Origin of the sequence: Nocardioides marinisabuli (assembly GCF_013466785.1) — a bacterium.
GTDB classification, from domain to species: Bacteria; Actinomycetota; Actinomycetes; order Propionibacteriales; family Nocardioidaceae; genus Nocardioides; species Nocardioides marinisabuli.
The window spans coordinates 769,868-787,692 of sequence record NZ_CP059163.1 but is presented as its reverse complement, the minus strand read 5'-3'; the positions used below and the strand labels follow the sequence as shown (position 1 = coordinate 787,692).

Annotated in this window: 20 protein-coding genes; 6 read left to right on the top strand and 14 right to left on the bottom strand. The window is 73.9% G+C overall.

All coding sequences use genetic code 11. From position 1 onward, the window contains the following. Positions 1-84: 84 nt before the first annotated feature. Positions 85-738 carry a hypothetical protein gene (locus tag H0S66_RS03680; RefSeq protein ID WP_179614194.1) on the bottom strand — a complete coding sequence of 218 codons (654 nt, stop codon included), beginning with the start codon at positions 736-738 and terminating at the stop codon, positions 85-87. An 18-nt stretch (positions 739-756) separates the two neighbouring features. Between H0S66_RS03680 and H0S66_RS03675 the strand changes: the two genes are divergently transcribed. Both H0S66_RS03675 and H0S66_RS03670 read left to right on the top strand, forming a co-directional pair. After that, the gene (locus H0S66_RS03675; RefSeq protein ID WP_179614193.1) at positions 757-936 is read left to right on the top strand and encodes a hypothetical protein; all 180 of its coding nucleotides are present in this window, start codon (positions 757-759) and stop codon (positions 934-936) included. A 166-nt stretch (positions 937-1,102) separates the two neighbouring features. Beyond that, entirely contained in the window at positions 1,103-1,405 is a 303-nt protein-coding gene (locus H0S66_RS03670) for a GIY-YIG nuclease family protein (RefSeq protein WP_179614192.1), read from the top strand. Positions 1,406-1,454: 49 nt separating this feature from the next. Here H0S66_RS03670 and H0S66_RS03665 read toward each other — a convergent pair whose 3' ends face one another. After that, positions 1,455-2,744, bottom strand: coding sequence for a DUF1501 domain-containing protein (locus H0S66_RS03665; protein WP_179614191.1), 1,290 nt, complete (start codon positions 2,742-2,744; stop codon positions 1,455-1,457). A gap of 7 nt (positions 2,745-2,751) precedes the next feature. Beyond that, entirely contained in the window at positions 2,752-4,212 is a 1,461-nt protein-coding gene (locus H0S66_RS03660) for a DUF1800 domain-containing protein (protein WP_179614190.1), read from the bottom strand. A gap of 240 nt (positions 4,213-4,452) precedes the next feature. Between H0S66_RS03660 and H0S66_RS03655 the strand changes: the two genes are divergently transcribed. After that, positions 4,453-4,938: a DUF4234 domain-containing protein gene (locus H0S66_RS03655; protein ID WP_218876216.1), complete on the top strand. Its 486-nt coding sequence runs from the start codon at positions 4,453-4,455 to the stop codon at positions 4,936-4,938. Here H0S66_RS03655 and H0S66_RS03650 read toward each other — a convergent pair. The 4 genes from H0S66_RS03650 to glgA all read right to left on the bottom strand — a co-directional run bounded on the left by H0S66_RS03650 (position 4,908) and on the right by glgA (position 8,268). Then, positions 4,908-5,645: a hypothetical protein gene (locus tag H0S66_RS03650; protein ID WP_179614189.1), complete on the bottom strand. Its 738-nt coding sequence runs from the start codon at positions 5,643-5,645 to the stop codon at positions 4,908-4,910. The genes H0S66_RS03655 and H0S66_RS03650 overlap by 31 nt on opposite strands. A gap of 5 nt (positions 5,646-5,650) precedes the next feature. Continuing rightward, positions 5,651-6,433 carry an inositol monophosphatase family protein gene (locus H0S66_RS03645; RefSeq protein WP_179614188.1) on the bottom strand — a complete coding sequence of 261 codons (783 nt, stop codon included), beginning with the start codon at positions 6,431-6,433 and terminating at the stop codon, positions 5,651-5,653. A gap of 24 nt (positions 6,434-6,457) precedes the next feature. Continuing rightward, complete coding sequence (locus H0S66_RS03640; protein WP_179614187.1) at positions 6,458-6,943, bottom strand: hypothetical protein; 486 nt, start codon at positions 6,941-6,943, stop codon at positions 6,458-6,460. A 122-nt stretch (positions 6,944-7,065) separates the two neighbouring features. Further along, positions 7,066-8,268, bottom strand: a complete 1,203-nt coding sequence (gene glgA, locus H0S66_RS03635; protein WP_179614186.1) for a glycogen synthase — start codon at positions 8,266-8,268, stop codon at positions 7,066-7,068. Between the two features lie 77 nt (positions 8,269-8,345). Between glgA and H0S66_RS03630 the strand changes: the two genes are divergently transcribed. Further along, complete coding sequence (locus tag H0S66_RS03630; protein ID WP_179614185.1) at positions 8,346-9,593, top strand: glucose-1-phosphate adenylyltransferase; 1,248 nt, start codon at positions 8,346-8,348, stop codon at positions 9,591-9,593. A gap of 22 nt (positions 9,594-9,615) precedes the next feature. On the opposite strand, the gene H0S66_RS03625 is transcribed toward H0S66_RS03630, so the two are convergent. Continuing rightward, on the bottom strand, positions 9,616-10,026 hold the full coding sequence (locus H0S66_RS03625) for a hypothetical protein (protein WP_179614184.1): 411 nt from the start codon (positions 10,024-10,026) through the stop codon (positions 9,616-9,618). Further along, entirely contained in the window at positions 10,023-10,613 is a 591-nt protein-coding gene (locus tag H0S66_RS03620; RefSeq protein WP_258017083.1) for a mismatch-specific DNA-glycosylase, read from the bottom strand. The genes H0S66_RS03625 and H0S66_RS03620 overlap by 4 nt, the downstream gene beginning before the upstream one ends. Before the next feature lie 163 nt (positions 10,614-10,776). Here H0S66_RS03620 and H0S66_RS03615 point away from each other — a divergent pair, with 163 nt between their 5' ends. Continuing rightward, a complete protein-coding gene (locus H0S66_RS03615; protein WP_179614183.1) occupies positions 10,777-11,286 on the top strand; it encodes a hypothetical protein in 510 nt (169 codons plus the stop codon). Here the strand turns inward: H0S66_RS03615 and H0S66_RS03610 are convergent. The 5 genes from H0S66_RS03610 to H0S66_RS03590 form a co-directional block, all read right to left on the bottom strand. Further along, entirely contained in the window at positions 11,273-12,508 is a 1,236-nt protein-coding gene (locus tag H0S66_RS03610) for a phosphodiester glycosidase family protein (protein ID WP_179614182.1), read from the bottom strand. The genes H0S66_RS03615 and H0S66_RS03610 overlap by 14 nt on opposite strands. Before the next feature lie 9 nt (positions 12,509-12,517). Continuing rightward, positions 12,518-14,083: a CocE/NonD family hydrolase gene (locus H0S66_RS03605; RefSeq protein WP_179614181.1), complete on the bottom strand. Its 1,566-nt coding sequence runs from the start codon at positions 14,081-14,083 to the stop codon at positions 12,518-12,520. A gap of 203 nt (positions 14,084-14,286) precedes the next feature. After that, positions 14,287-14,952, bottom strand: coding sequence for an HNH endonuclease signature motif containing protein (locus H0S66_RS03600; RefSeq protein WP_258017203.1), 666 nt, complete (start codon positions 14,950-14,952; stop codon positions 14,287-14,289). 64 nt (positions 14,953-15,016) lie between these two features. After that, positions 15,017-15,541, bottom strand: coding sequence for a DUF222 domain-containing protein (locus H0S66_RS03595; protein ID WP_180923783.1), 525 nt, complete (start codon positions 15,539-15,541; stop codon positions 15,017-15,019). Positions 15,542-15,691: 150 nt separating this feature from the next. Continuing rightward, positions 15,692-16,588 (bottom strand): matrixin family metalloprotease, encoded by an 897-nt coding sequence (locus tag H0S66_RS03590; RefSeq protein WP_179614179.1) that lies wholly within the window; start codon positions 16,586-16,588, stop codon positions 15,692-15,694. Positions 16,589-16,651: 63 nt separating this feature from the next. On the opposite strand from H0S66_RS03590, the gene H0S66_RS03585 reads away from it, so the two are divergent. Beyond that, entirely contained in the window at positions 16,652-17,824 is a 1,173-nt protein-coding gene (locus tag H0S66_RS03585) for a site-specific DNA-methyltransferase (RefSeq protein WP_258017082.1), read from the top strand. Position 17,825: the final 1 nt, after the last annotated feature.

Sequence of the window (17,825 nt, the reverse complement as noted above, 5' to 3'; positions counted from 1 at the left end):
GGCGCAGCAGGATCCCACCTCGAGCGGACCCCGTGGCGGCCCGACCAGCCGGGGTTGTGTCGGGCGCCCAAACCGGGCGGTGGCTCAGACGTCGACGGCGATCTCCTGACCCAGCCGGGCGCCGTGCTGCAGCGCCAGCGCGTCGCCCGACCAGAAGGTGCCCGGGTCGTAGTAGTTGCTCGGCAGGTCGTCGGGCAGCAGGCCCATCGCGACGTACGACGACGCGACCACCTCGGCGCAGTAGGTCAGCTCGGCGGGTGCCGCGCGGCGTACCCGACCGCGCGCCCAGCGGCCCACGAGGGCGGCGGTGCTGGGGAACGGGGTGCCGTCGAGGCGCGCGATGCTGGCCAGCAGGGCGTCCTCCATCGCGGGCGTGACCTCGACGTCGAGCTGGCGCAGCCAGGCGCGCTGCTCGTAGCGGCCGGTCCACTGCCCGACGGCCGCCCGCAGGTCGTGCAGCTGCACCCCGCGCTGGTGCTTGCCGCTCCACACGTCGACGAGCCCCTTGCCGAGCTCGGCGTGCCACATCAGCGGTGGCAGGTCGTCGAGGACCACCGCCATCCCGACGTGGTTGACCGGCGCGTTGGTCAGCACCCGGATCGCGTGGTCGGCCGCCGAGTGGCCGCGGAAGAGCCACAGGTCGCCGGTGCGGGTCAGCTCGACCGCCTCGTCGAGGCCGATCCGGCTGCCCGGTCGGCGTCGGCCGGGGCCACGGTGCCGGGGGTGCTGGTGCTCCATGGTGGGAGAGTCTGGGCCATGGATGCGAGCAGGGTGTGGAAGGTGCTGGGCGTGGCCGGCCTGGCTGGGGTCGCGGCCACCGGGGTGGTGGTGGCGCGAGACCAGCGACGGCGTGCGCGCCTGACGCCCGACGAGGTGCGCGCCCGGCTGCACGAGCGGGTCAACGGGGCCGGGGCCGACCCCGGCGAGGGGAAGTAGCGCCGGCTCGGCGAGGAAGTAGCGCCGGCTCGGCGGGTGCCCCGACCTGCGTGGGGCGCAGTACGGAGGTTGAGGAAGGCGCGCAGCGCCTGTCTCGAAACCACCGCTGTCCACAGGCTGCTGCGTCACGTGCGTGGGGCTGCAACCTTCCGGGCAGGGCTCCGGCATGCCCTACACCTACATTCTCGAGTGTTCTGACGGCCGCTACTACGTCGGGAGCACCTGGGACCTCGATCGTCGTCTCGCCGAGCACAACGCCGGCACCGGTGCTGAGTTCACCAAGCGGCGTCGTCCGGTCCGTCTCGTCTGGAACGCCCAGTTCGACTCCATCGCCGACGCCTTCGCCTACGAGAAGCGGATCCAGGGCTGGGGACGTGAGAAGCGTGAGGCACTGATCAGGGGTGACTTCGCAGCGCTGCCGGGTCTGGCGAGCCGCAGCTGGTCCGCTCGCCAGGGTCGGCGCACCTGACGCGGTGGTCTCGAGACGGGACTTCGTCCCTCCTCGACCTCCGTGGGTGCTACTGGCCGAGCATCGCCCCGACCCGCTCGCGCTGGAAGCCGGGGAAGACGACGGTGGGGGAGGCGGGGGTGCGGGCGGCGACGACCTCGGCGAGCACGGAGCGGTAGTCGGTCGTGACGGGTACGTCGGCGTCCAGGCTGGTGCCGAGCGGGGTCCACGAGCCGTGGTAGCCGCCGCGCACGCCGGCGCCGGCCAGCAGCATCACGGTGCCCCAGCCGTGGTCGAGGCCGTGGTTGGCGTTCTCGGCCACCCGGCGGCCGAACTCCGAGACCGTCACCAGGGTGACCCGGTCGGCGACCGATCCGAGGTCGTCGAAGAAGGCGGCGATGCCGCTGGCCAGCGACTCGGCCTCGCGCCGCATCCGGCCCCAGCCCAGGGTGCCGAGGTCGGTGTGCATGTCCCAGTCGCCGTGGTCGACGGTGACCAGCGAGACGCCGACGTCGCCGCGCAGCGTGCGGGCCACCGAGGCCAGCGCGCGGCCCAGGTCGTCGTCGGGGTACGCCGCGCTGCGGTCGGCCTGGGCGCGGGCGGGCTCGAGGTCGTCGACGGCCGCCATGGCCGAGCGGAAGGCCCGGCCCATCGGGTCGGAGGAGCGCTTCCACATCCGCTCCAGCGACCGCACCCGGGTGCCGTTGGGGTCCCACTTGTCGTCGCCGGCGATGCGGGTCCGCTCCAGGGAGCGGAAGCCCATCACCGGCTCGGGGCCGAAGAGCGAGGTCGGCACCTCGGCCCGGCCGGCCGCGAGCCCCTGCAGCGGGGAGGAGCCGGGCAGCTCGCCGAGCAGCCGGTTGAGCCAGCCGACCCGCTCGGTCGAGCCGGGGGCGGCGTCCTCGACGGCCTCCATGGCCGCGAAGTGCGACCGGTTGACCACCGGCAGCCCGGTGCCGTGCACACCGGCCAGCCTGCCGGCCCGCCACAGCGGCAGCAACGGCGCGAGCGAGGGGTGCAGGCCGAAGAAGCCGTCGGGCACCAGCAGCTTCTCGGCCGGTACGGCGATCCGCGGGCGCGCCGCGTAGTAGGCCGGGTCGCCGTGGGGCACGACCAGGGACAGCCCGTCGGCCGCGCCGCGCAGCGAGAGCACCACCACGACCGACCCGTCGGTCGCGGTCGAGGTGGTGGTGGCGGCCAGCGCCGGCCCGGCGGCGCTGACGACGGCGGAGCCGACGCTCCAGGTCAGGGCGGCGGCGCCCATGCCGCGCAGCAGTCCGCGGCGCGACACGGCGGCGTACTCGGCGCAGCCGCAGGAGGCGCCGGAGCCGGTGGGGGCGGTGAGCTCGGGGGTGCTCAAGGTGGCCTCAGCGGTGGTAGTGGTGGGGATGGTCGAGCAGGACGCCCAGCAGCCGGTTGAACTGCCAGGCCATCAGCCGGTGGTCGCCGGTGATCCGCTCGCCGGGGCGGGTCTCGACCGCGTCGCACGCCGCGCGCAGCAGCTGGCGGCTCGAGCGGCGTCCGTGCACCGCCCGGGAGAGGTGGTCGACGAGGTCGCGGAACTCGATCGGCAGCTCGGGGGCCCACTGCTGCGGCGACTGCCAGGTGACGCCCTTCTTGGGCCACCAGCCGCCGGCCAGCGACCAGTGCACCTCCATCGAGGCCAGCGCCCGGCTGGGCGAGGCCCACGGGTCGCCGTGCAGCGGCGGGCCGTCGGGGCGCGGCCAGGCCGCCGGGCGCATCCCGACGGCGTCGCTCTGCCAGAGCACCGCGTTGGCCGCGTGGTCGTCGGCGCGGGGAGCGACCACCTCGGCGCCCAGCGCCCGGTAGGAGGCCACGACGTCCTCGGCGGGGTCGCGCAGCTTCTGGCCCTTGGCCTTGCGGAACTCCTGGGTGCGCACCAGCGCGCGCAGCACCGGCACCACCGCGGTGTCGTGGGCCAGGTAGACCTCGGCGAGCTCGTCGACCACCTGCTCTGAGGGGGTGTCGCTGATGAACTTGGTCGCCAGCTTGCGCGCGATGCGGCGCGCGGTGGCGGGGTGGTGGGCCAGGTGGCGCAGGTAGCGGCGGGTCAGCCTGCGCCCGTCGGGGTCGCTGTTGGCGTCGCGGAAGTCGCCGACGGCGACGGGGCCGGTCCAGTGGTCCTGGGGCGAGTAGGAGGCCTCCCAGGTGCGCCACAGGTCGACCCGCCAGCCGGTCAGGATGCGCGCCGAGGCCTTCACGTCGGCCTCGGTGTGGGCGCCGACCCCGACCGTGTGCAGCTCGAGCAGCTCGCGCCCGAGGTTCTCGTTGGGGTGCGACTTCGTGGAGGTCGCGTTGTCGAGGAAGATCAGCATCGCGGGGTGCGTCACCGCCTCGACGAGCAGCTCGTCGAAGCGCCCCAGCGCGTGGCGGCGCACCACGTCGCCGTACGACGCGCGCCAGACGCCCTGCGAGTCGCCGTTGGCCGGCACGTGCAGGTGTGACTCCCAGAAGTCGGTCATCACCTCGTGCACCTGGTGCGGCGAGGTCATCCGGCGCACCAGCAGCCGCCGTGCGTAGTCGGCCATCACCTCCCAGGTGCCGCGGCCGCCGCTGACCTGGCGCTGCCAGATCGTGGCGGCGTCGAGGTGCAGGTCGGGCCACCAGTCGCACAGCGAGGCGTCGGCGGTGGCGTCGTAGGGCCGGTCGAGCTGGGCGTCGAACCAGGCCAGCCCGCCCCCCGCCCCCTTGACCGCCGAGACCAGCTCGGGGGTCAGCCCGTAGGAGAAGCGCAGCGCCAGGTGCCGGGCACCGCCACCGAGCGTGGGGGTGGCCCGGTAGCGACCGGGGGCGTACGGCGACGGCACGGCGGGCCTCTCTGCGGGCGGGGGCGGGGGCGGGTCCTGGGGGATGGGGGGCGACGTCGGGGGACGGCGTGGCACCCACTGTGGGGTGCCCGGCGCCCGCGCGGGAGGTCCTCGGGCGGGATCCGGCCGCTCGAGGCCCAGATGTGCCCGACCGGTGCGCGGCATGGCCCGAACGGACTACGTCGGTGGCGTCCGGGGGTCGGTAGGGTCACGGCTCCGAGCCCGATACTTGGAGGTCCCGTGTCCGAGCAGAGCCCCTTCCCGCCGCCGCCCCCGACGGGGGAGCCCGTCGCGGGCCAGCAGCCGCCGCCGCCCTACGGCTACGCCCCGCAGGCCTACGGCCAGGCGCAGCCGCAGGGTCCCGGTCCGGTGGGCGAGGTGCGCAGCACCGGGGTGGCGATGCTGCTGTTCGTGGTGACCTTCGGGATCTACGGCTGGTACTGGTGGTTCAAGGTGCACGAGGAGATGAAGCGCCACACCGGTCAGGGCATCGGGGGCGTGGTCGCGCTCGTGCTCGCGATCTTCGTGGGCATCGTGATGCCCTACCTGACCTCGGCCGAGGTCGGCACGATGCAGGAGCGCGCCGGTCGCCGGCGCACGGTCGGCGGCGCCACCGGGCTGTGGTACTTCCCCGGCATGTTCATCCTGGTGGGCCCGATCGTCTGGTTCGTCAAGACCAACGGCGCGATCAACGACTACTGGCGCTCGCTGGGCGCCCGCGGCTGATCCGCGGGACCCACGTCCCACAGGTGCCGGCTGCTCGGCACCAGGTCGAGGTCGCGGTCGGCGCCGATGCGCGCGACGCTGGCCATCAGCTGCTCCAGGCGTCGCCCCAGCTCGGCGTCGTCGCCCCCGCTGCCGTAGAACGCGTGCACGTCGTGCACGGCGGCAGCGGGGAACAGCTCCTCGACCAGCGCCTCGACGCGTGCGTCCTCGGGGGCGGGCGGGCCGAGCGGCGTGACGCAGATGTTCTGCACGTACCCCGAGGTGGCCTGGGTCCGGATCGCCACGGCCGTGTGGTCGACCAGCCAGCGCTGCAACCAGGTCGCGCGGTCCAGGTCGGCGGGCCGCCGCAGCACCGCCACGTTGGCCAGCTCCTCGGCGCGGGAGCCGTCGTAGGTCTCGGCGGGGTCGAGGCGGCGCCGCTCGTCGACCACCCAGCCCGAGGTCGGCCCGACCGCGTCGGTGACGACCGCGGCCACCTCGGCCGGGTCGTGCGCGGGGTCGGACCAGACGCTGAGCACCGCGGCCACCGGGTCTGCCGTGCTCAGCCGCAGCGCAGGCGCGACGTGCTCGTCGTCGAGGTTGAGCTGCACCCGCAGCGCCCCGGCCCCGGCGAGAGCGGTGCGCAGGTCCGGCCCGCCCAACGGCGTCGGGTCCTGGCGCACCAGGTACATCGTCTTCGTGGTGCCGGCGGGCAGCCAGGTGGTCATCGCGCTCACAGGCCCGGCAGCGCGTGCAGCAGCCCGCGCACCAGGTCGTACGTCGCCCGGTCGGCGGCCGCGACGAGCCCCGCGGGGGCGGGCGCCTGCGGCCGGTAGGGCTCGCCGTCGAAGGTGCCGAGCACCCCGCCGGCCTCGCTGAGCAGCAGCGCACCCGGTGCGTGGTCCCACGGCTTGGTCTTGCGGTAGAGCGCGTAGTCGGCGCCGCCCTCGACCACCCGCGGGTAGTCGACGCCGCAGCAGACCCAGGTCAGCTCCAGCGCACCCAGGGTGCCGAGCGCGCGGCCGATCCAGCTGCGCCGCGAGGTGACCCCGCGCAGGTGCTCGCCGACCGGCGGGCGGGTGAGCCGCTCGCCGTTGCGCCAGGCGCCGCGGCCGCGCTCGGCGACGTACGCCGTGCGGTGCTGCGGCTGCCAGATCCAGCTGCGCACGACCTCGCCGTCACGCAGCTCGGCGATCATCATGGCGTGGTCGGGCGAGCCGCGGACGAAGTTCTTGGTGCCGTCGACCGGGTCGACGGTGAACGCGTGGTCGGCGGTGGCGAAGCGCTCGAGGACCGAGCCGTCCTCCTCGGCGGCCTCCTCGCCGAGCACGACGGCGCCCGGGTGCTCGCGCTCGAGGACCTCGGTGATGCGGACCTCCGCCTCGCGGTCGGCGACGGTGACCAGGTCGCCGGGGTTCTTCTCCATCACCTCGGCGTCGGCGAGGCTGCGGAAGCGGGGCTCGACGACCTCCTCGCCCACGGTCCGGAGCAGGGTCAGCACGTCGGTTGTCTGCACGTGCTGACCGTACCGATGCCAGGCTCAGGCCGAGGTCGGCAGGTCGTCGCCCATCACGTCGTCGCCCATCACGTCGTCGGCCACCAGGTTGTCGGCGGGCAGCGGCACCAGCCGCTGGTCCGTGGCCAGGTGCACCACGTCGGTGACGACCCCGGCGCGGCGGCAGGCCTGGGCCAGCCCCCGCGCCCAGGCGCGGTCGGTGCGGTCGGGCCCGTGCGAGCCGGGCCGGCTGCGCAGGAAGACCCAGCGGCCCGGCGGGGTGCCGGCGACCCGCAGCAGCATGGTGGTGAGGGAGTCGAGGTCGTCGGCGACGGGCTCGCCCGCGCAGTCGTCGATCTCCAGCAGCCGGCGGGTGGGCCGCTCGTCCTCGTCGAGGTGCAGCACCCAGGTGGAGGAGCGCGCGAAGCCGAGTTCGCCCATCAGGCCGCGCCACAGCTGCAGCAGATCGCTCTGGGTGCGCACGACGGGGCGGTGGTGGGCGAGGGGAGTGGGGTCCGGTGTGGTGTCCATGGCCGTCACGCTGCCGCGTCGCGGCCCCTCCCGCGACCGGCTCTCCACAGGCCACCGGCGTCGGGCGGACGGGGCGTGGCCGCTCCACAGCCGAGGGGTGCGGGCCTTGACAGCCGGGCCGCTCACAGCACCGAGCGGTAGACCTCCATGGTCCGCTCGGCGATCGCCGGCCACCCGAAGGACGCGACGGCCCGCTCGCGCCCGGCCCGGCCCATGCTCGCGGCCCGCTCGGGGTCGGTGACCAGCGAGGTCAGCGCCTCGGCGAAGTCGGCGACGTAGCGCTCCGGGTCAAGAGGGGTGCCGCTGCCGTCGTCGGCCTGCTCGATCGGGACCAGCAGCCCGGTCGCCGCGGCCTCGCCACCGGGCGCCACGACCACCTCGGGGATGCCCCCGGTCGCGGTCGCCACCACGGCGGTCTCGCAGGCCATCGCCTCGAGGTTGACGATGCCCAGGGGCTCGTAGACCGAGGGGCAGGCGAAGACGGTGGCGGCGCTGAGCAGTGCGACCACGTCGGCGCGCGGCAGCATGTCGGCGATCCACACGACGCCGTCGCGCCCGGCGCGCAGGTCGGCGACCAGCGCCTCGACCTCGGCCATGATCTCGGGGGTGTCCGGGGCGCCCGCGCAGAGCACCACCTGCACGTCGGGCGGCAGCGCGGCCACGGCGCGCAGGAAGAGCGGCAGGCCCTTCTGGCGGGTGATCCGCCCGACGAAGACGACCGACGGGCGGTCGGGGTCGACGCCCAGGCGGCGTACCCGCTCGGGGTCCTCGACCGGGGTCCAGAGCGCCGTGTCGATGCCGTTGTGCACGGTGTGCACCCGCGCGGGGTCGACGGCGGGGTAGGAGCGCAGCACGTCGTCGCGCATCGCCGCCGACACCGCGATGACCGCGGCCGCCGACTCGTACGCCGTCCGCTCGACCCACGAGGAGAGGCGGTAGCCGCCGCCGAGCTGCTCGGCCTTCCACGGCCGCAGCGGCTCCAGGGAGTGCGCCGAGACGACGTGGGGCACGTCGTGCAGCAGGCCGGCGAGGTGACCGGCGAGGTTGGCGTACCAGGTGTGGGAGTGCACCAGGTCGGTGCCGGCGCAGCCGGCCGCGATGGCCAGGTCGACGCCCATTGTGCGCAGCGCAGCGTTGGCGCCCTCGAGCTCGACGGGCTCGGCGTAGGAGGAGGTCAGGTCCTCGGCCCGGGGCGCGCCGAACGCGTGGACCCGGGCGGTGAGGTCGTCGCGCGCCCGCAGCGCGCGCACCAGCTCGGCGACGTGCACGCCGGCGCCGCCGTACACCTCGGGTGGGTACTCCTTGGTCAGCACATCGACTCGCACCCTGCTGAACCTACTCGCCCTGCCGGACCTGTGGGCAGCCGAGCGTGTCGCCGGTCACAGGGCAGTACGGTGGGCCCATGAGATCCGCGGCGCGCAAGAAGGTCCTGGCGATCGTGCTGGCGGGGGGCGAGGGCAAGCGCCTGATGCCGCTGACCGCGGACCGCGCCAAACCGGCCGTGCCCTTCGCCGGGATCTACCGGCTCATCGACTTCGCGCTGAGCAACGTCGTGAACTCCGGCTACCTCAAGGTGGTCGTGCTGACGCAGTACAAGTCGCACAGCCTCGACCGCCACGTCTCGCAGACCTGGCGGATGTCGACGCTGCTGGGCAACTACGTCACCCCCGTCCCGGCCCAGCAGCGCGTCGGCAAGCACTGGTACCTCGGCAGCGCCGACGCGATCTTCCAGTCGCTGAACCTGATCAAGGACGAGAAGCCCGACATCGTGGTCGTGGTCGGCGCCGACCACGTCTACCGCATGGACTTCGCGCAGATGGTCGAGCAGCACGTCGAGAGCGGCGCGGCCTGCACCGTGGCGGCGATCCGCCAGCCGATCGGGATGGCCGACCAGTTCGGCGTCATCGACGTGCACCCCGACGAGCCGTCGCGCATCCGCGACTTCCTCGAGAAGCCGACCGACCCCACCGGGCTGCCCGACAGCCCCGGCGAGGTGCTGGCCTCGATGGGCAACTACGTCTTCGACGCCGACGCGCTGGTCGAGGCGGTGACCCGCGACGCCACGACCACGGGCTCCAAGCACGACATGGGCGGCGACATCGTGCCGGCGTTCGTGCGCCGCTCGCAGGCCGGGGTCTACGACTACAAGGACAACGTGGTCCCCGGCGCGACCCAGCGCGACAGCGGCTACTGGCGCGACGTCGGGACGCTCGGCTCCTACTACGCCGCCCACATGGACGTCGTCTCGCCGCTGCCGGTCTTCAACCTCTACAACTTCGACTGGCCGATCTACACCTCGTACGGCCCGCAGCCCCCGGTCAAGGTCGTCCAGGGCGCCGACGGCACCCCCGGTGTCACCGACGAGGCGGTCCTCTCGCCCGGCGTCGTGGTGACCGGGGGTCAGGTGCGCCGCTCGGTGCTCTCGCCGGCCTGCTGGGTCGACTCGGGCGCCGACGTGAGCGGCTCGGTGCTGCTCAACGGCGTGATCATCGGTGCCGGGGCGGTGGTGAAGGACGCGATCCTCGACAAGAACGTCGTGGTGCCCGCGGGTGCGCGGATCGGCGTCGACCCCGAGGAGGACCTGGCGCGCGGGCTGATCGTGCAGGACGGGCTCACCGTGATGGGCAAGGACCAGCAGCTGCCCCGCTGAGGTCCTGGCCCCGGCGCGAGCCTCAGGCTCCCCAGGGACGCACCTCGACGTCCACCGGCATCCGGTCTGCCGCGGCGACGGTGACGGGTGCGGTGCGCCGTGCGAGCATCCGCCGCCGCACCAGCTGCTCGTGCGGCTCGTCGCTCCAGTCGTTGCCGTCCATCCCCACCAGCCACACCAGCCCGCGGCCGTCGCGGGGGTCCTCGACGACGAGGGCGATGGCGTACGTCGCCGATGCCCCGGCCTGGCGCTGGGCCCAGTCGACGACCTGCAGGAGGTCGGCGCCGGTGACGTCGTAGGTCGCGGTCGTGCCGCCGGTCGTCTCCGCGGTGCCGGCGCGCGCCCCGTCCTGGACGTAGACCCGGTAGCGATGACCCGGGCGCTCCCAGGACGAGTCGCGCTCGTCCACCTGGCTGACGTCGATGGTGGTCATCGGCGCATCGTGCCAGCGTCGATGATGCCGGCGGCGCGTCCGACCTCGGCGTACGCCTCGGCAAGGGTGGCGACGGTCTCGTGCGCGTTGAGGCCCGAGGGGTTGGGCACCACCCACAGCTCGCTGCCGGCCAGCGGCTCGGGCTGGCGCCCGACCTGGGCCTTCGGCTGGCCGAAGGCGCTGCGGTAGGCGGTCACCCCGGCGACCGCGACCACGCGCGGGCGCACCTCGGCCACCAGGGCGCGCAGCCGCTCGCCGCCCTCGACGAGCTCGTCGCGCGTCAGCTCGGAGGCCTTCGCGGTGGCGCGGCGCACCAGGTTGGTGATGGCGATGCCGCGGCGGCGCAGCACGTCGCGCTCGGCCTCGCTCATCCCCGCTGCCGGGTCGACCGGCTCGGTGATGACTCCCGCGCGCAGCAGCGCGGGGTAGAAGCGGTTGCCGGGGTGGGCGAAGTGGGTGCCGGTCGCGGCGGTCCACAGCCCGGGGTTGATGCCGACGAAGAGCAGCCGCACGTCGGGGCTCAGCAGATCGGGCACCTCCGCGTCACGGAAGGACACCAGCTCGGCGCGCGAGAACGATCGACTCACGCCCCGAGCCTCCCACGCCCGGGCTTGTGGTCCGGCTTGTGGTCCGGGTCGTGTGCCCGAGGCCGCGCCCTGGCGCGTCACCGGGCCACGACCCAGACCACGACCCGGACCACGACCCAGGCCGGCGCGGGAACCGCGCCGCGGTGGGTACCGTCGCATCCTCATGCGACGTCTCGGAACCCTCCTGCACCTGCCTGCTGTGCTGCTCGTGGCCACCTCGCTGGTGGCGTGCGGCGGGGACCCGGAGCCGCGGGGCGCGGACGGCGCTGCCGCGAGCGTCGGCGACTCCGACGAGGCCGGGCCCGTGGTGCTGCGCCAGCGCCTGGTGACGGCGACCGACGCGGGGGAGGGGCCGGGCGAGGTGGCGGGCGAGGTGGCGGTGGCCGTGGGCGACGACGCGGCGATGGACGCCTTCACCGCCGATCTCAGCGAGGGCCTCGCCGCCGACGTGGTCGAGGCGGCCGACGCCCTCGAGGTCGGGGGCGACGAGGAGCTGGCCGCCCAGGTGGTGGCCATCGGCTGCGACGAGCCGACCAGCGTCACGGCGCGCCGTACGCCGGGGGGCGTGGTGCTCGAGCCCGGCCCGGTGCCGAGCCCGGGGCGTCAGTGCTTCGCGGCGATGACCACCGTCGCGGTCGTGGTGCTCGAGGCCGGCACGCTCAGCGCTGGGTGACGACCAGGCCGTTGGCGACCTGGCGCAGCGACCCGTCGGAGGGCGAGTTCTGCACCTGCAGCGCCCCCTGCTCGCGGGCCACCATGGTGCTGGAGCCGCCGCCGTCGAGGTTGAGCGCCTCGTCGGCGCCCAGCTCGACCATCGTGCGGGCCAGCTCGACGAGGGTCTGCCCGCGGCTGGTCGAGGAGCGACCGTCGACGACCAGCAGCAGCACCTCGTTGGTGTCGCGGTCGATGCCGACCGCGGTGCGCGGGTGCATCTCGGTGTCGTCGACGACCTGCACCACGCCCTCGTCGATGAGGGCCTTGCTGCCGGTGACGACCATCGACGGCCGCCCGCCCAGCCACCAGCGCACGGTCGCCGAGCCGCGCCGCAGCTTGCGCAGCTGCTTGGCGCCCTCGCCGCGGCCGACGAGCACGAGCCCGCGGATCTTCGACCCGGGGCGCAGCCTGGCGCGGTTGGCCACGACCCGGCCGTCGCGCACCTCGACCATCCGCACGTCCTTCTCCTGGCCCTGCGTGACGGCGTACCCCGGCGAGGAGCCCCAGCGCTGGGTGTAGACGCCGATGCCGCCGGGCGCCACGAAGTGGGAGTTGAAGTTGGTGACGGTGGCGGCGGGGCGCTCCTTGATGGCGCCGCGCAGGGTCACCTCGCCGACCTGGGGGCGGCCCTTCCTGGTGAGGTAGAACGCGGAGTTCCAGCCGCTGGCCCGGGCGTTGAACAGCCCGCGGGTCACCGAGCGGCCGACGCCCAGCGGGGCACCGGTGCGGCCGATGTCGAAGAAGTCGCCGTTGACGGCAGCGATCGCCTCGCGGGCTCGCGCCAGGGACATCACGTCGTCGGTGGCGGCCACCGTGGTCGGTGCGGCGTAGTCGAGCTGGAGGCTGCTCTCGTCGAGGTCGACGGCGAGCAGGTGGGAGCGCACCGGGCCGCGCGAGTCGGTCTCGCTCCACGAGGAGAACTTCACGCCCGGGGCGATGCGGCGCTGCTCGAGCACCACCCGCGTACCCGGCTCGTCGTCGCGCGCCACGGCGCGCGGGGCGACCTCGCCGCGCACCCCGTCGGAGCTGTGCGGCCCGTCGACCCCGCCGGCCGGGACCCCTGGCTCGGTCGCGGCGAGGGGGGCCCGACCCGTGGGGGACTCGTCGGCCAGCGCGGGCGCGCCGAGACCCGCGAGCACGACGGCGAGCGCGAGGGCGGTGGTGCGTGAGCGGGGGAGCACCGACCCAGGCTAAGGGCGGCGAGCCACCAGCCGGCGCAGGTGCACCACCGTGTCCTCGAGCACGATGACACCCGGGGTGCGGCTGCTCATGCCCACGAAGGTCTCGCTGATCGGGCTGGCCAGCAGGTAGAGGCTCTGCCCCGCGGGCACGTCGACGCCCACGGCGGGCAGCGGGATGCGGCGCTTCTCCCCGACCACGGGCAGCGGCTCGCGCAGCGGGAGCACGTTGTTCTGCACCAGGCGCGCGTTCGCCGGCGAGGTGCCGACGGCCAGGCCGTAGAAGGCGCGGTTCTCGACACCGACCGCGGTCACGTCGGCGGTCAGGTACGCCGAGCCGGCCACCGTGAACGGGCCCGCGGCGATCTCGGTCGCGAGGGGCAGGCCGGCGGCGGTCGAGCTGGCCACGGTGCCGATCTCGATGCTGCGGTTGGGGCGCTCGGCGCGCGTGGTCAGGCACTCGTCGGTGGGCGTGGCGATGTGCAGTCGGCCGTAGCCGCCCAGGCCGGTGTCCTGCCCGCGCAGCTGCTCGTCGAAGAACCGCAGCGAGAGCTGCTCGAAGCTGCCGCCGGCCAGTGCCTTGCTGCACGGGTCGGAGGTGATCGAGACCCCCATCGGCAGCACGGCCGGCAGCACGTGGCCGCCGTTGTAGCCGACGAAGATGCTCTGCCTGCGGGCCTTCGGAGTCAGCGCGGTGCGCCAGTTCTCCAGGCCCTCCTGGAGCGGGAACAGGCCGTCGGTGGTGCCCTGGCCGAGCAGCACCGGGATGTCGAGGCGGCGTCCCTTCGAGACGTGCCACGCGGGGCCGTTCTTCCTCATGAAGGAGGCCATGTCCTCGGTGCCGGGCACCGAGCCGTCGGGCCACTCACCGAGCGCAGCCCCCTCGAGGAGCGCCTTGTAGACGTTCTGCGGCAGCGCGTCGGCGGGCACCGAGGCAGCGGCCAGCAGCAGCGCCCACTCGGTGCGCACGACACCCTCGGGAGCCAGGCTCGAGGAGAGGTCGTTCCAGGTGATCTGCGGGGCCAGCGCGTCGAAGACCGGGCGGCCCTTGGTGCGCAGCGACTCGAAGGCGCCGAGGAACTGGTAGCCGCCCCCGTAGGAGCCGCCGATCGCGCCGAGGCGCGGGTCGCCGGGGCGGTCCTGCTGCACCCACCCGAGGCGGCTGACGAGCCGCACCAGGCGTCGTACGTCGTGGCCCTCGAAGGCAGGGTTCTCGACGTGGGCGTGGCCGCCGGACTCGCCCCAGCCGCGCTGGTCGAAGGAGAGCACGCCGTAGCCCGCGTCGAGGAAGGTCTCGAACGAGGCGGGGTCGGTGGTGCGCGAGCCGCCCCAGCCGTGGCTGTGCACGATCATCGGCACCGGCCTCTTGCGTGTCGCCCCGGCGGGCCGGAACAGCGAGTAGCAGATCTCGACCGCGTCGCTCTCTCCCGGCTCGGGCACGCTGCTCACGCAGCCGTCGCTCACCCTGACCTCGCCGGTCGCGGCGTACGCCGACGGGGCGGCCGGGCCGCCCAGGGCGCTGAGCCCCAGGGTGGCGAGCGTGGCGGCCGCGGTGGCCAGGGCGGTGACTCGACGCATGTGTGCTCCTGGTGGGTGGTGACGACCGACACAACGAGTGCGGGGACCCGGGGTCACGCGCTCGCCCCTAGGCCGGCGCGAGTCCACGCCGTACGCCGCGTCGTTGGTCGAGCAGCAAGGAGCGCCAGCGACGCGCGTCGTCGAGACCCCGCAAGAACCGCGCCCGCCGTACGCCGTCCTACTCGCCAAAGGAGCAGTTGGGTCTAGGTGCGGTGGTGGAAGGTGACCTGGTTGTCGGCGCCGATGTCGATCTCGTAGTCGGGGTCGTGGATACGCCGGTGGTGGAAGGGACAGAGCAGGCGTCCGCGGGCCAGGTCGGTGAGGCCGTGGTGGGCCCAGGGGTCGTCGTGGTGGGCATGACACATCGCGGGTGGTGCGTCGCAGCCCTTGGCGGTGCAGCCACCGTCGCGGATCCCCATCGCGATGCGCTGGGTCTTGGTGAAGAACCGCTTGGCCCGGCCCACGTCCAGGGGTTCGCTCTTCCCGTCGAGGACGACGGGGACGATGCCGGCCTCGCACGCCAACCGGCGCGCGTTGCCAGCGGAGATCCGGCCGCCGGTGTCCAGTGCGGCCGCCGCCAGCCCACCCTGCAGCGAGGCGAGGGTCATGGTGACGACCACGGTGGCGTTGACCCCGCCGGCGCGTGGCAGTCGCTTGGGGTCGAGGCGTTCGATGAGCTCGACGAACGCATCGCCCAGCCGCCGCGCGGTCGGGCGACGTACCGGCTCCGGCGCCTCGTCCGTGCCCGCCCTGTTGGCGATCTGGTGCTTGGGGGCGGCGAACGCCAACAGGGCCTTCTCGAGCATCTGCCCCACGAGGGTCGGGACGGTGAACGATCCCTTGATCCGGCCGTGGCCGTCCTCGCGCATCCGGAACACCGAGCTCTTCTCGGCCTCGCGTTCCTCGCGGTCGAGCAGCTCGGCCTCCCAGGCCTCACCGACCTCGGGTGCGACCCACGTCGAGGATGCGGCGCCCGAGCACCCGCAGCGCCTTCGCGTCGTGCACCTTGCCGAACGCCACCAAGGTCTCGGTGGCCTCTCGGAGCACTGCCGGGTCGAGGTCGTCGGGCAGCGCGTCCAACGCCGTACAGATCACCGACGCCTGCTCCGCGACCAGGTCCCCGCGACCCAACGCTTCGCGCACCAACGAGTGACGAGCCAGGCCCTCGGCGAGGCGTACCTGGCGGAACGACTCCCGCTTGGTCGACCGGGTGACGTTCGAGTGCCACACCGCCAACGACGGCGAGGCGTTGCGCTCCTGCACCCCGACGGTCTCGGCATGGATGAGCAACCCCGAGCGCACCTCGACCAACATGGCCTCCACCCGCGCGACGTCCGCCAGCGCCTCAGCGGCCTCGTCCTGGCTCATCGACCACAACGGCGTACCGGCGACCTCGCTCAGCACCGACCGCACCCGCGCGACAGCACTCCCGACAGGGTGTGCGGCGGTGGTCGACATGAGTAAAGTATCTCAGGACCCACCGACAAAACGCCAGGTCAAACCCCATTTTCCACAGGCAGGTCGAAAACTTTTTCGAGAGTGCGGAAGTGACCGGTCGAGGGTGCAAACCTGACCGCTCGATGGTTCAGGAGTGACTGCTCGGCCGGGTCAACAGTCGACGGAGCCCAGGCGGGCCAGCCCCTCCAGGTCGCCGTCGCCGAGGTCGGTGCGCACCAGGTTGCCGCCGTACATGAGCTGGGTGTCGTCGTCGACGTGGGCCAGGCCGAGCACGTGGCCGAGCTCGTGGACCAGGATCGCCCGCATCGCCTGCTCGCCACCCCGCTGGCCCGCGAGCCGGTCGAAGGTGTCGGTATCGAGGGCGACCATGCCGGTGATGAAGCGTTCGGGGCCGACCTGGCGGGTCTCCCAGGCGCTGCCGCCGAGCCCGGCGACCTCGCCCTCGAGGGCCGGGACCTCCTGGTCGTCGGCCCACCCGATCAGCACGGGGCTGGCGGCGCCGGCCGACACCGAGCGCCGGTCGAAGTCGCGGTCGTCGGTCAGGCCGCGGTCGTCGAAGACGAAGCCGGAGGCCTCCTCGATCGTCTCGACGGACTCCTCGACCAGCTCCTCCCAGCCGTCGGGGGCGCCGTCGGGGTTGACGACGTACGGGATCTCCGAGCAGGGCGACCAGGTGACGGGCACGTCGCTGCCGCGCTGGGTGCGCACGAAGGCGTACTCGCCGTCACCGTCGGTGATGCCGACGATCTCGCCGATCCGCTCGCTGCTGCCCAGCAGCTCGCGCACCCGGGTGCCGGTGGCCCCGGGGTCGCGGGCGACGACCAGCCCGGCGAGCACCGCGGCGACCATCAGCCCGGGCAGCACCGGGCCGTGCGAGCGCCGAGGGCGGTCGGGCCGTGCGGCGCGGTAGAGCTCGCCGTGCGTCGGGCCCGCGTGGTCGTCGAGGGCCGAGGGGTCGAGGGCGTCGAGCTCGGCCAGGCGGCGCTCCATGTCGCGCACCCAGCGTCGCTGCGCGCGCGCCTGCGCGCGCCGTTGCCAGAACCCCATGGCTCCATGGTCCCGGACCGCTGGTGACGGCGTACGACGAGGGCGGGCGGCTAGGGTCGGCTGGTGGGCACCTGGAACACCGTGGTCGAGGGCGACAACCTCGACGTGCTCACCGACCTGGCGGCGCGCCGGCAGCTCTTCGACCTGGTCTACATCGACCCGCCGTACAACACCGGCAACGACTTCGCCTACAGCGACGACATCCGCGGCGAGGCCGGCGGGTCGCGCCACGCCGCGTGGGTGGCGATGATGCGCCCGCGCCTGGAGCTGGCCAGGTCGGTGATGTCACCGCGGGCGGCGATCTTCGTCAGCATCGACGACCACGAGGCCGCCCACCTGCGGCTGCTGCTCGACGAGGTCTTCGGCGAGGCGGGGTTCGTCGCGCAGGTGGTGGTCAACCTCAACCCCAAGGGCCGCCAGCTGGGGCGCGGCTTCGCGACCAGCCACGAGTACCTGCTCGTCTACGCCCGTGACCCCGGCCGGTGCGCGCTGGTCGCCACGAGCGCCGACACGGTCGACGAGCGCGACTTCGCGCTGCTGCACGAGCCGAGCGGGCGGCGCTACCGCGAGCTGCCGCTGCGCAACACCAACAAGAAGTTCAACCCGCTCACCGCGCGCACCCTGCACTTCAGCGTGTGGGGCGACCCCGTCACCGGTGCGGTGGCCACGGCCCCCTTCGACGGCGCCGTCGAGGTCAGCCCGGTCTTCGGCGACGGCCGCCCGGCCGTCTGGCGCTGGAGCCGCCCGCTGATCGACGAGCGCGGCGACGACCTGGTCTGCCGCACCGTGCGCGGCCGGGCCGGCGAGCGGGTCGACGTCTTCCAGCGCGACTGGCTGCACCCGGGGCGGCGCAAGAAGCTGACGACGATCTGGCTCGCCGAGGAGGTCGGCTCGACCGACACGGCGGTCGCCGAGCTCAAGGACCTCGTCGGCCACGTCTTCGAGTCACCGAAGCCCACCGGGCTGCTGCGCCGCGTCCTGCAGACCATGCCCGACGACGTGGCGGTGCTCGACTTCTTCGCCGGCAGCGGCACGACCGGCCACGCGGTCGCGCTGCTCAACGAGGAGGACGGCGGGACCCGCACCTGCCTCTCCGTCAACCGGGCCGAGCCGACCCGGCCCGGCTCCAACGCGCACGCCGCGGGCCTGGCCACGGTCGCCGACATCACCCGGGCCCGGTTGCGCGCCGTGGCCGAGCGCCACGGCGGTGGCCTCGTCGAGCTCGTCCTCGACTGAC

Coding starts and splice junctions, on each gene's coding strand:
- H0S66_RS03605 (WP_179614181.1), bottom strand. CDS start 14,083: ATGCGTCGAGTCACCGCCCTGGCCACCGCGGCCGCCACGCTCGCCACC.
- H0S66_RS03680 (WP_179614194.1), bottom strand. CDS start 738: ATGGAGCACCAGCACCCCCGGCACCGTGGCCCCGGCCGACGCCGACCG.
- H0S66_RS03595 (WP_180923783.1), bottom strand. CDS start 15,541: ATGTCGACCACCGCCGCACACCCTGTCGGGAGTGCTGTCGCGCGGGTG.
- H0S66_RS03640 (WP_179614187.1), bottom strand. CDS start 6,943: ATGGACACCACACCGGACCCCACTCCCCTCGCCCACCACCGCCCCGTC.
- H0S66_RS03600 (WP_258017203.1), bottom strand. CDS start 14,952: ATGCGCGAGGACGGCCACGGCCGGATCAAGGGATCGTTCACCGTCCCG.
- H0S66_RS03675 (WP_179614193.1), top strand. CDS start 757: ATGGATGCGAGCAGGGTGTGGAAGGTGCTGGGCGTGGCCGGCCTGGCT.
- H0S66_RS03670 (WP_179614192.1), top strand. CDS start 1,103: ATGCCCTACACCTACATTCTCGAGTGTTCTGACGGCCGCTACTACGTC.
- H0S66_RS03615 (WP_179614183.1), top strand. CDS start 10,777: ATGCGACGTCTCGGAACCCTCCTGCACCTGCCTGCTGTGCTGCTCGTG.
- H0S66_RS03590 (WP_179614179.1), bottom strand. CDS start 16,588: ATGGGGTTCTGGCAACGGCGCGCGCAGGCGCGCGCGCAGCGACGCTGG.
- H0S66_RS03630 (WP_179614185.1), top strand. CDS start 8,346: ATGAGATCCGCGGCGCGCAAGAAGGTCCTGGCGATCGTGCTGGCGGGG.
- H0S66_RS03650 (WP_179614189.1), bottom strand. CDS start 5,645: ATGACCACCTGGCTGCCCGCCGGCACCACGAAGACGATGTACCTGGTG.
- H0S66_RS03625 (WP_179614184.1), bottom strand. CDS start 10,026: ATGACCACCATCGACGTCAGCCAGGTGGACGAGCGCGACTCGTCCTGG.